The 12,575-nt window shown below is 69.2% G+C and carries 10 protein-coding genes; 4 read left to right on the top strand and 6 right to left on the bottom strand.

Annotated elements, in window-relative coordinates:
• The 3 genes from FK219_RS02005 to FK219_RS02015 all read left to right on the top strand — a co-directional run bounded on the left by FK219_RS02005 (position 1) and on the right by FK219_RS02015 (position 4,674).
• Entirely contained in the window at positions 1-1,215 is a 1,215-nt protein-coding gene (locus FK219_RS02005) for an HRDC domain-containing protein (protein WP_168212422.1), read from the top strand.
• A gap of 91 nt (positions 1,216-1,306) precedes the next feature.
• A complete protein-coding gene (locus FK219_RS02010) occupies positions 1,307-2,509 on the top strand; it encodes a thiolase family protein (RefSeq protein ID WP_152582922.1) in 1,203 nt (400 codons plus the stop codon).
• Positions 2,506-4,674, top strand: a complete 2,169-nt coding sequence (locus FK219_RS02015; protein ID WP_152582923.1) for a 3-hydroxyacyl-CoA dehydrogenase NAD-binding domain-containing protein — start codon at positions 2,506-2,508, stop codon at positions 4,672-4,674. Before FK219_RS02010 ends, FK219_RS02015 begins: the two co-directional genes overlap by 4 nt.
• 70 nt (positions 4,675-4,744) lie before the next feature.
• Here the strand turns inward: FK219_RS02015 and dxs are convergent, their stop codons facing one another.
• The 5 genes from dxs to dut all read right to left on the bottom strand — a co-directional run bounded on the left by dxs (position 4,745) and on the right by dut (position 11,598).
• A complete protein-coding gene (gene dxs / locus FK219_RS02020) occupies positions 4,745-6,691 on the bottom strand; it encodes a 1-deoxy-D-xylulose-5-phosphate synthase (protein WP_152582924.1) in 1,947 nt (648 codons plus the stop codon).
• Positions 6,692-6,801: 110 nt separating this feature from the next.
• Positions 6,802-9,633 (bottom strand): aconitate hydratase AcnA, encoded by a 2,832-nt coding sequence (gene acnA / locus FK219_RS02025; RefSeq protein ID WP_152582925.1) that lies wholly within the window; start codon positions 9,631-9,633, stop codon positions 6,802-6,804.
• 125 nt (positions 9,634-9,758) lie between these two features.
• Positions 9,759-10,502 carry a DUF3159 domain-containing protein gene (locus FK219_RS02030; protein ID WP_152582926.1) on the bottom strand — a complete coding sequence of 248 codons (744 nt, stop codon included), beginning with the start codon at positions 10,500-10,502 and terminating at the stop codon, positions 9,759-9,761.
• The gene (locus FK219_RS02035) at positions 10,499-11,134 is read right to left on the bottom strand and encodes a DUF3710 domain-containing protein (RefSeq protein WP_152582927.1); all 636 of its coding nucleotides are present in this window, start codon (positions 11,132-11,134) and stop codon (positions 10,499-10,501) included. Before FK219_RS02035 ends, FK219_RS02030 begins: the two co-directional genes overlap by 4 nt.
• The gene (dut, locus tag FK219_RS02040) at positions 11,131-11,598 is read right to left on the bottom strand and encodes a dUTP diphosphatase (protein ID WP_152582928.1); all 468 of its coding nucleotides are present in this window, start codon (positions 11,596-11,598) and stop codon (positions 11,131-11,133) included. The genes FK219_RS02035 and dut overlap by 4 nt, the downstream gene beginning before the upstream one ends.
• 33 nt (positions 11,599-11,631) lie before the next feature.
• Between dut and FK219_RS02045 the strand changes: the two genes are divergently transcribed.
• The gene (locus tag FK219_RS02045; protein ID WP_152582929.1) at positions 11,632-12,087 is read left to right on the top strand and encodes a DUF3093 domain-containing protein; all 456 of its coding nucleotides are present in this window, start codon (positions 11,632-11,634) and stop codon (positions 12,085-12,087) included.
• Between the two features lie 56 nt (positions 12,088-12,143).
• Here FK219_RS02045 and FK219_RS02050 read toward each other — a convergent pair whose 3' ends face one another.
• A complete protein-coding gene (locus FK219_RS02050; RefSeq protein WP_152582930.1) occupies positions 12,144-12,431 on the bottom strand; it encodes a DUF4193 domain-containing protein in 288 nt (95 codons plus the stop codon).
• Positions 12,432-12,575 lie beyond the last annotated feature (144 nt).

Below are 12,575 nucleotides of genomic sequence, written 5' to 3' on the forward strand. Positions count from 1 at the left end.
CTGCCGCGTGCGACTCCCGCGTCGAGCCCTCGCGTCATCGATACTCGCGAGGACTACCTCGCCGCCGTCGAGCAGCTGCGCGCGGCCTCGGGCCCGGTCGCCGTCGATGCGGAACGCGCGAGCGGTTTCCGCTACTCGCAGCGCGCGTACCTCATCCAGGTCTTCCGGCGCGGCACCGAGGTCATGCTCTTCGACCCGCCCGCGATCGGCTCCTTCGCCGAGCTGCAGGACGCGATCGGCCACGAGGAGTGGGTGCTGCACGCCGCGAGCCAGGACCTCCCGTGCCTGCGCGAGCTCGGGCTCGAGCCGTACGAGATCTTCGACACCGAGCTGGGCGCCCGCCTCGCGGGGTACCCGCGTGTGGGGCTCGGCGCGATCGTTGAGGAGACTCTCGGGTTGCACCTCGCGAAGGAGCACTCGGCCGCCGACTGGTCCACGCGTCCCCTGCCCGCCTCATGGCTCACCTACGCAGCGCTCGACGTCGAGCTTCTGCTCGACGTGCGAGACGTCATCGAGACGCGCCTCGCCGAGCAGGGCAAGATGGTGCTCGCGCAGGAGGAGTTCACGGCTGTTCTGGAACGCGAGGCCCCGGAGCCGCGCGCCGAGCCCTGGCGCCGCCTGTCCGGTCTGCACTCGGTGCGCGGTCAACGCGGGCTCGCGGTCGCTCGGGAGCTCTGGCGCGCACGCGACGAGTACGCGCAGGAGGTCGACACCGCGCCGGGTCGGCTGCTGCCGGACTCCTCGATCGTGACGGCGGCGAAGGCGAACCTCGCCTCAAAGGGCGAGCTCGCGAGCCTCACGGGCTTCCATGGGCGAGCGAGCCGCTCGCAGCTCGATCGCTGGTGGGCCGCGATCGCGGCAGGCTTGGCGACCGACGATCTGCCCGCCCTGCGCGTGCGGGACGACTCGCTGCCCCCGCCTCGCGCGTGGAGCGACCGCAACCCCGAGGCGGATGCCCGGCTCAAGGCCGCGCGGCTGGCGCTCACCTCCGTCGCCGAGGAGTACCAGTTGCCCCTCGAGAACCTCCTCACGCCCGACCACGTGCGCCGCCTGGCCTGGTCGCCGCCCGGCGACGCGGGAGAGCAGGCGCTTGCCGATCGGCTCGCGGAGCTCGGCGCACGGCCGTGGCAGATTGCCGCGACTGCACAGTCGATCGCCCAAGCCTTTGTCGATGCCCACCAAGCCCTCGCCGAGGCGCCCGCGGAGGATTCGTAGGAAGACGCAGGCGATGTGAGTGCCCCCAGCCGCTCTCCCTAGGCTGGGCGCAGACATTCGATCGAGCACCACCATCGCACTGGGAGGCACTGTGGCCAAGCGAGCCGACGTTGTATTCGTGGACGGGGTGCGCACCCCGTTCGGTCGCGCGGGCGAGAAGGGAATGTACTGGGGCACCCGAGCGGACGACCTCATCGTCAAGGCGATGATCGGGCTGCTCGAGCGCAACCCCTCCCTGCCGAAGGAGCGCGTCGACGACGTGGCGATCGCCGCGACGACGCAGCAGGGCGACCAGGGTCTGACCCTCGGTCGCACGGCCGCGATCCTCGCGGGGCTGCCGCTCTCCGTTCCCGGCTTTGCGATCGACCGCATGTGCGCGGGAGCGATGACCTCCGTCACGACCACCGCGAGCGGCATCGCCTTCGGCGCCTACGACGTCGCGATCGCCGGCGGTGTCGAGCACATGGGGCGCCACCCGATGGGGCTAGGGGCCGACCCGAACCCGCGCTTCCTCGCGGAGAAGCTCGTGAGTGCCGACGCCCTCAACATGGGCATCACTGCCGAGCGCCTGCACGACCGCTTTCCCTCCCTCACCAAGGAGCGCTCCGACCGCTACGGGATGCGCAGCCAGCAGAAGGTGGCGGCCGCCTACGAGGCGGGCAAGATCCAGCCCGATCTCATTCCCGTCGCCCTCCGCAGCGAAAGCGGCTACGGACTCGCGACCATGGACGAAGGCCTGCGGCCCGAGACGACCATGGAAGGGCTCGCGGGGCTCAAGACGCCCTTCCGCCCGCACGGTCGTGTGACCGCGGGCAACGCCTCGCCTCTCACGGACGGCGCCACCGTGAGCATGCTCGCCAGTGCCGACGCGGCGAAAGAGCTCGGTCTCACGACGAAGATGCGACTGGTGAGCTTCGCCTTCGCCGGCGTCGCGCCCGAGGTCATGGGCATCGGGCCCATCCCCTCCACCGAGAAGGCGCTCGCCAAGGCGGGGCTGTCGATCGACGACATCGGGCTCTTCGAGCTCAATGAGGCCTTCGCCGTCCAGGTGTTGAGCTTCCTCGACCACTTCGGCGTCGACGACGAGGACCCGCGCGTCAACCCCTGGGGCGGCGCCATCGCCTTCGGGCATCCGCTCGCCAGCTCCGGCGTGCGCCTCATGATCCAGCTCGCTCGCCAGTTCGAGGAGCACCCCGAGGTGCGGTACGGCCTCACGGCCATGTGCGTCGGCCTCGGCCAGGGCGGCACCGTCATCTGGGAGAACCCGCACTACACCGGAAAGAAGAAGAAGTGACTCCGTCTGCACCTGCGACCAGCCAGTACTCCGCCGACCAGTTCACCGAGCTCCTCGCCTTGAGCGACGACGAGGTCGTCACGCACTCCTACGTGCACGACGTGGCGCTGCCCAGCGGCGGCACCCTCGCCCTCGTGACTCTCGACAACGGGCGCGACCACACGCGCCCCAGCACGCTCGGTCCGCAGGGCCTCCTCGAGCTCGCCCGCGTGCTCGACGAGCAGAAGGCGCGCGGCGCCGCCGGCGAGATTCAGGGCCTCGCGATCACGGGCAAGCCCTTCATCCTCGCTGCGGGCGCCGACCTGTCGAAGGTCGGCGACATCCCTAACCACGGAGCGGGGCGCCAGATGGCCCAGCTGGGCCACTATGCGCTCGGCAAGCTCGGCGAGCTGGGCATCCCGTCGTTCTGCTTCATCAACGGGCTCGCTCTCGGGGGCGGCGTGGAGATCGCGCTCAACGCCGACTACCGCACACTCGACTCGAGCGCGGCGGCTCTCGCCCTGCCCGAGGTCTTCCTCGGCATCATCCCTGGCTGGGGAGGCGCCTGGCTGCTGCCCAACCTCATCGGCATCGAGAACGCCCTCAAGGTGGTCGTCGAGAACCCGCTCAAGAACAACCGCACCCTCAAGCCGGCCGAAGCCTTCGAGCTCGGCATGGCGGACGTCATGTTCGGTCCCGCGACCTTCCTCGAAGACTCGATCCGCTGGGCGGACGGCGTCATCACGGGGGCCACGAAGGTCAAGCGCAAGAACGCCCCCGGCAAGATCGAGCGCACCGTGAAGTGGGATGCCGCGATCGGCATCGCTCGCTCGATGCTCGAGAAGCGCATCGGCACCGTCGCCCGATCGCCGTACGTCGCGCTCGACCTCCTCAAGGCCGCCAAGAACACCGACAAGGCCGCAGGGTTCGCGGCCGAGGACGAGGCCCTCGCCGATCTCGTCTCGGGCGACCAGTTCCGCGCCTCGATCTATGCCTTCAACCTCGTCCAGAAGCGCGCCAAGAAGCCCGCGGGCGCCCCCGACAAGGACCTCGCGAAGCCCATCGCCAAGGTCGGGGTGCTCGGCGCCGGTCTCATGGCGAGCCAGTTCGCCCTGCTCTTCGTGCGCAGGCTGCAGGTGCCCGTCATCATCACCGACCTCGACCAGGAGCGCGTTGACAAGGGCCTCGACTACATTCGCGGCGAAATCTCCACCCTCGAGCAGAAGGGGCGCATCGACGGCGACGAGGCCAACCGGCTACGCGCGCTCGTCACGGGCACGATCGACAAGAAGGACTTCGCCGACTGCGACTGGGTCATCGAGGCCGTTTTCGAGGAGCTCACGATCAAGCAGGACCTCTTCGAGGAGATCGAGACCATCGTCTCCCCCGAGGCGATCCTCGCCACCAACACGTCCTCGCTCTCGGTCGAGAGGATCGGCGAGAAGCTGCAGCACCCCGAGCGTCTCGTGGGCTTCCACTTCTTCAACCCCGTGGCCGTCATGCCGCTCATCGAGGTCGTCAATGCGCCCCGCACCGACGACGCGAGCCTCGCGACCGCGATGGTCGTCGCGGCAAAGCTGCGCAAGAACGCCGTCATCACCGCCGACTCCCCCGGCTTCGTCGTGAACCGCGTGCTCGCCAAGCTTCTCGGCGAAGCCATGCACGCCGTCGAGATCGGCACGCCCTTCGAGACCGTCGTCGAGGCGCAGCGCCACTTCGGGCTGCCCATGGACCCGTTCGTGCTGCTCGACCTCGTGGGCCTCAAGGTCGGCGCCCACGTGCTCGACACGCACCACGGCGCGTTCCCCGAGCGCTTCTTCGAGTCGCGCGCCCTCCACGAGCTCGCCGAGGCGGGAGTCCTGCTCGAGAAGGACGCCAAAGGCAATGCGAAGGGCATCGACAAGAAGGCGATCGCGATTGTCGCGAAGCACCGCCCGAAGGGCGCGACGCCGTGGACGCTCGAGGAGCTCACGCAGCGACTCGAGGACGGCCTCGCCGACGAGATTCACCGCATGCTCGAGGATGACGTCGTCGCCGCGCCGGAGGACATCGACCTGTGCATGATCCTCGGGGCGGGCTGGCCGTTCCAGATGGGCGGCATCACGCCGTTCCTCGACCGCGTGGGCGCCTCCGAGCGCGCGTTCGGCGACACCTTCCACCACCCGCCGATCCGCGGAGTGCGCTAGCGACGAGGGGCTGTCTCGGGGCGCAGCGACCTAGCCGGATACTCCTAGAGATAAGGAGGGCGGGCGCCGCTCAGCGCGAGCGCTCGTCCTCGTCGACGGAGATCGAGGCGTCCTCCGGCAGCGGGCGCGCGACCGGGATGCGCGTGCCGAGCACCTGGGCGACGAGGTCTCGAGCGATCGCCTGCGAGGAGAGACCGACACGCTCGAGAATCTCGTCGCGGCTCGCGTGCTCGAGGAACTCGTCCGGCAGTCCCAGCTCGTCGACGGCCGTGTCCACTCCCGCCGCGCGCAGCTCCTGCCGGATGCGCGTGCCGATGCCGCCCACACGCACGCCGTCCTCGATGCTCACGACGATGCGGTGCTCCCGCGCGAAGTCGATGATGCTCGGCGCGACGGGCACGACCCACCGCGGGTCCACGACGGTCGCGCCGATGCCCTGGTCGGCGAGGCGCTCGGCAACCTCGAGACCCATCTTCGCCATGGGCCCGACGGTGATGATGAGCACGTCCTTGTGCGGCGCCTCCCGCAGCACATCGACGCCGTCGCTCGTGCGACGCACGGCCTCGAACTCCGTGCCGACCGATCCCTTGGAGAAGCGCAGCACAGTCGGGGCGTCGTCGACGGCGACCGCTTCGGCAAGCTCCTCGCGCAGACGCGCCGCATCCCGCGGGGCGGCGAGACGGATGCCCGGCACGACTTGCAGGATCGCGAGGTCCCACATGCCGTGGTGGCTGGCCCCGTCGGGCCCCGTCACGCCCGCGCGATCCAGCACGAACGTGACCCCCGCGCGGTGCAGAGCCACATCCATGAGCACCTGGTCGAAGGCACGGTTGATGAAGGTCGCGTAGAGCGCGACGACGGGGTGTATGCCGCCGTAGGCGAGACCCGCGGCGGAGGTGACCGCGTGCTGCTCGGCGATGCCGACGTCGATGATGCGGTCCGGGTGCTTCTCCGCGAGCTTGTGCAGCCCCGTGGGGCGGAGCATCGCCGCCGTGATGCCCACGATGCGCCGGTCGCGATCGGCGAGGCTCACGATCTCGTCCGCGAAGACGGAGGTCCAGGACGGCTTGCTCGCGGACTCCACGGGCTCGCCCGTCTCGGGGTCGATCTGGCCGACAGCGTGGAACTGGTCCGCGACGTCGGCGAGGGCCGGCTCGTAGCCCTTGCCCTTCTGGGTGATCGCATGCACGATCACGGGCGCCTCGTACTCCTTGGCCTGGCGCAGCGCGCGCTCCATGTCGCCCAGGTCGTGCCCGTCGACGGGGCCGATGTACTTGATGTCGAGGTTGCTGTAGAGGGACTCGTTGTTGCTCACGCGCGAGAGGAAGCCGTGCAGACCGCCGCGCACCCCGCGATAGACGGCACGCCCCGGAGCGCCGAGGGCTCCGAAGGCGCGCTCGGTGCTGCGGCGGAAGCGGTAGTACGAGCGCCGCGTGCGCACATCGGAGAGGAAGCGCGCCATGCCACCGATCGTCGGGGCGTAGGAGCGGCCGTTGTCGTTGACGACGATCACGAGGTTGCGGATGTTGTCGTCCGAGATGTTGTTGAGGGCCTCCCACGTCATGCCCCCCGTGAGCGAGCCGTCGCCCACGACCGCGACGACGTGACGATCTCCCTGCCCGGTCATCGAGAACGCGCGCGAGATGCCGTCGGCCCAGCTCAGCGAACTCGAGGCGTGCGAGCTCTCGACGATGTCGTGCTCCGACTCGGCCCTCTGCGGGTACCCCGCCAGGCCGCCCTTCATGCGCAACCGGCTGAAGTCCTGGCGGCCGGTCAAGAGTTTGTGCACGTACGACTGGTGGCCCGTGTCCCACACGATCGCATCGCGCGGCGAGTCGAACACGCGATGGATGCCGATCGTGAGCTCGACGACCCCGAGGTTCGGGCCCAGATGCCCACCCGTCTTCGACACCTCGGCGACCAGGAAGCGCCGGATCTCTTCCGCAAGCTCGACGAGCTCGGCGGGGGTCAGACGGTCAAGATCGCGGGGGCCGTGAACGGTCTCGAGTAGTGCCATGACGTCACTCTACGCGAGCGCGCTGGAGCTATGGCTGAAGGCCCGGTGGGCCTTCAGCGCGACGCCAGCGCCGCCGAGCGGAGACGCTCGGCGGGTCGCGTGCGCGGGTGCTACACGAGTGAGCGCAGCACGTACTGGAGGATGCCGCCGTTGCGGTAGTAGTCCGCCTCGCCGGGGGTGTCGATGCGCACGACCGCGTCGAACTCGACGGTCTCCTTGCCCGGCGCGGAGTGCTCGCTCGGCGTCGCGACAACGTGAACCGTGCGGGGCGTCCGACCCTCGTTGAGCTCCTCGATACCCGAGATGGCGATGACCTCCGTGCCGTCGAGGCCGAGCGACTCGGCGGTCTCGCCGGCCGGGAACTGCAGCGGAATCACACCCATGCCGATGAGGTTCGACCGGTGGATGCGCTCGAAGCTCTCGGCGATCACGGCGCTCACGCCGAGCAGGCTCGTGCCCTTGGCTGCCCAGTCGCGGCTCGAGCCCGAACCGTACTCCTTGCCGGCGAGGATGACGAGAGGAGTCGACGCGGCCTGGTAGTTCTCGCTCGCGTCGTAGATGAACGCCTGCGGAGCATCCGGCTTCGTGAAGTCCCTCGTGAAGCCGCCTTCGACACCCGCACCATCGTTGAACGACGCAAGCAGCTGGTTGCGGAGGCGGATGTTCGCGAACGTGCCCCGGATCATGACCTCGTGGTTGCCGCGGCGCGACCCGTAGGAGTTGAAGTCCTTGCGGTCGACGCCGTGCTCCGTGAGGTAGCGGCCCGCAGGCGAATCGGCCTTGATCGATCCGGCAGGGCTGATGTGGTCGGTCGTCACCGAGTCACCGAGCTTCGCGAGCACGCGGGCGCCCGAGATATCGGAGACGGGAGTCGTCTCGAGCGTGAGCCCCTCGAAGTACGGAGGCTTGCGCACGTACGTCGAGTCGGCATCCCACTCGAAGGTCGCGCCGTCGGGCGTGGGCAGCGACTTCCATCGCTCATCGCCCTCGAAGACCGAGGCGTACTGGTGGGTGAACATGCTCGTGTCGATCGAGGAGTCGATCGTCGACTGCACCTCGCTCGCCTCGGGCCAGATGTCGCGCAGGAAGACGTCCTTGCCCTCCTGGTCCTGCCCGAGCGGGTCGCTCTCGAAATCGAAGTTCATCGACCCGGCGAGTGCGTAGGCGATCACGAGAGGCGGGCTCGCGAGGTAGTTCATCTTCACATCGGGGTTGATGCGCCCCTCGAAGTTGCGGTTGCCCGACAGCACGGCCGTGACCGCGAGGTCCTTCTCGGCGATCGCCGCCGAGATCTCGTCGGCGAGCGGACCCGAATTGCCGATGCACGTCGTGCAGCCGTAACCGACCGTGAAAAAGCCCAGTGCCTCGAGGTCGTCAGTCAGGCCGGCCTTCTCGTAGTAGTCCGTCACGACCTTGGAGCCGGGAGCGAGCGTCGTCTTGACCCAGGGCTTCGCCGTGAGGCCCTTGCGGGCCGCGTTGCGGGCCAAGAGGCCCGCGGCGAGCATGACCGAGGGGTTCGAAGTGTTCGTGCACGAGGTGATCGCGGCGATCGTCACGGCACCGTGGTCGAGCGTGAACTCCTTCCCGTTGACCGTGACGTCGATCGGGTTCGAGGCGGCGCGCGGTGCCTGCGAGCGATGGCGGTGGTCGATGCGGTGCGCCGACTCCTCGTCATCGGGAGTGAAGCCCACGGGGTCGGAGGCGGGGAAGGTGCCCTCCACTGCGGCGTCGACACCCGAGTGGTCGGTCGACGTGTACTCGCCCAGAACCGTCTCGAAGGCGGTCTGCGCGTTCGTGAGCTCGATGCGGTCCTGCGGGCGCTTGGGGCCTGCGATGGAGGGGACCACCGTGCTGAGGTCGAGCTCGATGTACTCGCTGAAGACGGGCTCGACGCTCGGGTCGTGCCACATGGTCTGCATGCGCGAGTATGCCTCGACGAGCGCGACCTGTTCGTCGGAGCGGCCCGTGAGACGCAGGTAGTCCAGCGTCACGTCGTCGACGGGGAACATCGCGGCCGTCGACCCGAACTCGGGGCTCATGTTGCCGATCGTCGCGCGGTTCGCCAGAGGAACCTGGGCGACGCCGTCGCCGTAGAACTCCACGAACTTGCCGACCACTCCGTGCTTGCGCAGCATCTCGGTGATCGTCAGCACGACGTCGGTCGCGGTGACGCCCGTCGGGATCGCTCCCGTGAGCTTGAAGCCCACCACCTTGGGAATGAGCATGGAGACCGGCTGGCCCAGCATCGCGGCTTCCGCCTCGATGCCGCCCACGCCCCAGCCGAGCACGCCGAGCCCGTTGACCATGGTCGTGTGCGAGTCGGTGCCGACGCACGTGTCGGGGTAGGCGCGCAGCGCGCCGTCGACCTCCCGCGTGTAGGTCACCTTCGCGAGGTGCTCGATGTTGACCTGGTGCACGATGCCCGTGCCGGGCGGCACGACCTTGAAGTCGTCGAAGGCGGTCTGGCCCCACCGCAGGAACTGGTAGCGCTCGCCATTGCGCTCGTACTCGATCTCGACGTTGCGCTCGAGGGCATCCTCGCTGCCGAACAGGTCGGCGATGACGGAGTGGTCGATGACGAGCTCGGCAGGCGCGAGCGGGTTGATCTTGTGCGGGTCGCCCCCGAGCTCGGCGACCGCCTCTCGCATCGTCGCGAGGTCGACGATGCAGGGCACGCCCGTGAAGTCCTGCATGACCACGCGGGCGGGCGTGAACTGAATCTCGGTGTCGGGCTCGGCGGTCGGCTGCCAGGCACCGAGCGCTCGGATCTGCTGATCGGTGACGTTCTTGCCGTCCTCGGTGCGCAGCAGGTTCTCGAGCAGCACCTTGAGGCTGAAGGGAAGCTTCTCGTAGCCGGGAACCTTGTCGATGCGGAACACCTGGTACTCGGTACCGGCCACGTCGAGGGTGTCGAGGGCGTCGAAACTGTTCACTGCAGACACGTCAGGTCTCCTTACACGAAATGGTGGCGACGCCAATGCCCACGGCGTCGCGTCCAGCACGCCGCCAGCCTAGTCGCCGCGCCGCACTGCGCTATTTATCTTGATGTCGAGATAAAAAGACACTATCACTCGGGCGCGGCATCGCCTGCCGGCGCCGTCGAGGCGGCACCGCGCGCATACACGGCACGCACCATGAGCCACGTGACCCACAGGACTGCGGCGTAGAGCGGCAAGCCCATGAGCAGCTTCGTCGCCGCCAGGGCGGCCGCCTGCTCCGCCACGTAGAAGGGAACCTGCACGCCGAGCCGGAGGACGAACATCCCGACCCACAGCCAGGTCGCGACCGTGAGGACGGTGCGCTTCGCCGGGTCCGCCCGCCACTCGGCATCACCGGTGAGCAGCGCCGTGATGACGCCGATGAGGGGTCGACGGACGAGAAGGCTCACGAGCAGCGCGGCGAGCCACACGCCGTTGATCACGAAGCCGAGAAGGAAGTTCTCCTCCGCCCGACCCGTCCACAGGGCGAGACCGGCCGACAGACCGATGCCCACGAGCCCGATGACGGCGGGGGCGATCGGCGAGCGCGTGAGCGCGCGCACCAGCACGAAGACGACCGCAATGCCGAGCGGCACGAGCACCGAGGGCGCGACCTCCTGCGTGATCGTGAACACGATGAGGAAGAGGAAGCCGGGCAGAAGCGACTCGATGAGGCCCCGCACACCGCCCACGGCGCCCCACAGAGCGTGCGCGGTGGGGCGCTCACCAGGCTCGACGCGGCCGAAACCCGAGCGGCGCGCCGCCTCGGTCAGGGCGGCGCGGACATCCGGATCCGCAGGCTCGTCGCGCGACGGGGTCGAAGCGTCGCTCACGAGCCGACTGTCGGCGCTGACGGCGCGCCCGGAGCCGTCGCCCCCTGGGGGACGTGGAGGGGAATCAGGTCGCGCGGCGGCATCGGTGTTGTCCCTCGCACGACGACGATGCTGCGGAAGACATCGTCGATCGCCTCGGCGGCGGCGGCATCAGCCGCGCCCTGCCCCGCGACGACCCCGCGCAGGAACCAGCGCGGGCCGTCGACCCCGATGAAGCGCGCGAGGCGGGTCGTGCCGCTCTCGCCTCCAGCGACGGGAATGCGTGCGACGAGCTCGGGGCCGAAAGCGCCCTCGCGCTCGGTCACCTCACCGCCCTGCGACCGCACCTGCTCGGCGATCTGCGCCCTGATCTCGTGCCACAGACCGCTCGACCGCGGCGCGGCGAACGGCTGCACCTGCAGGGTCGAACCGCTGTAGTCGATGCTCACCGCCACGACGCGCTTGCTGGACTCGTCGACCTCCAGGCGCAGCTGCAGATCGGTGCGCGGTACGAGCTTCACGCCGCCGAGATCGACGTAGGGCCGCACCGCGTTGGCCTCGCTCTCGTCGAGAGGGCCGGACTCGGCCCGGTCGGCCGGGGCGGACTTCGCGTCGTCGGGCAGCGGCCCGTCGGCGAGCAGGGGATCGGTCACGCGGAGGCTCCTTCGGTCGATTCCAGCCCCTCACCGTAGCCGGTTGAGCCGAATCCGCGCTGACCACGATGCGAACCGGGAAGAGACTCCACGGGAACGAAGCGTGCCCGAACGACGGGCCAGATGATGAGTTGCGCGATGCGGTCGCCGACCGCGATCGAGTAGCTCTCGTGCGCGTCCGTGTTCAGCAGGGTGACGCGCAGCTCGCCTCGGTAGCCGGCGTCGACTGTGCCGGGCGAGTTGACGATCGTGATGCCGTGCTTCGCCGCGAGTCCGCTGCGCGGCACGACGAAGGCGGCGAAGCCGTCGGGAAGCGCGATCGCGCACCCGGTGCCGATCGTCGCTCGCTCGCCGGGGGCCAGCACGACCGCCTCCGCCGCGGAGAGGTCGGCCCCCGCATCACCGGGGTGACCGTAGGCGGGGATCGGTGAACCGGTCAGCAGAACTTCGACGGTAGCGGGCACGCGGTCGAGGCTAGTGCATGGTCAAATAGGGGCATGCCCGAGTTTCGAGAGCGACTGCACCCCTCCCCCTGGCTCCACCTCGTGGCGCTGCTCGCGCTCCCCGCGAGCATGCTCGTGCTCGCCCCTGTGAGCCTGCCCGCCGGGGTCGCCACGGGAGTCATCCTGAGCGGAGGGCTCATCGTGCTGCTGTGGGCACTCGCTCCGGTGATCGAGATCGCGGACGGCGCGCTCAGGGCGGGGCGCGCGCGCATTCCGATACATCTCCTCGGCTCGGTCGAGGTCACGCGCGGCGAGGAGGCACGGCAGGCGCGCGGACCCAGTCTGGATGCTCGCGCCTGGCTTCTGCTGCGGGGCGACGTCGACCCCGTCGTGCGCATCGAGGTCACCGACGCCGACGACCCCACGCCCTACTGGCTCATCTCGAGCCGCCGACCGGAGGAGCTCGCGCTCGCCATCACCTCAGCAGCGCCGGCGCAAGAGCATCCCTGAGTTCGGCGCCCAGGACCTCAGAGTCGACGATCAGCACCAAGGGTCACTGGTCGGGCTCAGGCGCACTCGCGGCAGATGGCGCCGAGCTTCTCCTGGTGGTCGAGCTGCGAACGGTGCTTCACGAGGAAGCAGCTGACGCACGTGAACTCGTCAGCCTGCGGCGGCAGCACCACGACATCGAGGTCGAGGTCGGCGAGGTCTTGGCCCGCGAGTTCGAAGCCGGGGTTATCGGCATCGTCGGCGTCGACGACACCCGACATCTTGTCGGGAACCCGCTCCTGCAAGGCCTGGATCGAGTCGGTCTCCTCGTCCGTCTTGCGGGGGGCGTCGTAGTCGGTTGCCATGCCATTCCACTTCTCGTCGGTGCTCGGGCGCCGCGTTCGGCGCGCACAGTTTGCAGGATGGTCGCGCGAAACGCAAACCGCAGGCTCGGGGTCCCTGCGGCGCGGCTGATACGGCAAACGCACGGCACGCCCGCGCTATTCCCC

Origin of the sequence: Microcella pacifica (genome assembly GCF_009371975.2) — a bacterium.
Lineage (GTDB): Bacteria > Actinomycetota > Actinomycetes > Actinomycetales > Microbacteriaceae > Microcella > Microcella pacifica.

Bases quoted from the DNA above. Each gene is read 5' to 3' on its own strand.
- dxs (WP_152582924.1), bottom strand. From the start codon at position 6,691: ATGGCACTACTCGAGACCGTTCACGGCCCCCGCGATCTTGACCGTCTG.
- FK219_RS02050 (WP_152582930.1), bottom strand. From the start codon at position 12,431: ATGGCAACCGACTACGACGCCCCCCGCAAGACGGACGAGGAGACCGAC.
- FK219_RS02045 (WP_152582929.1), top strand. From the start codon at position 11,632: ATGCCCGAGTTTCGAGAGCGACTGCACCCCTCCCCCTGGCTCCACCTC.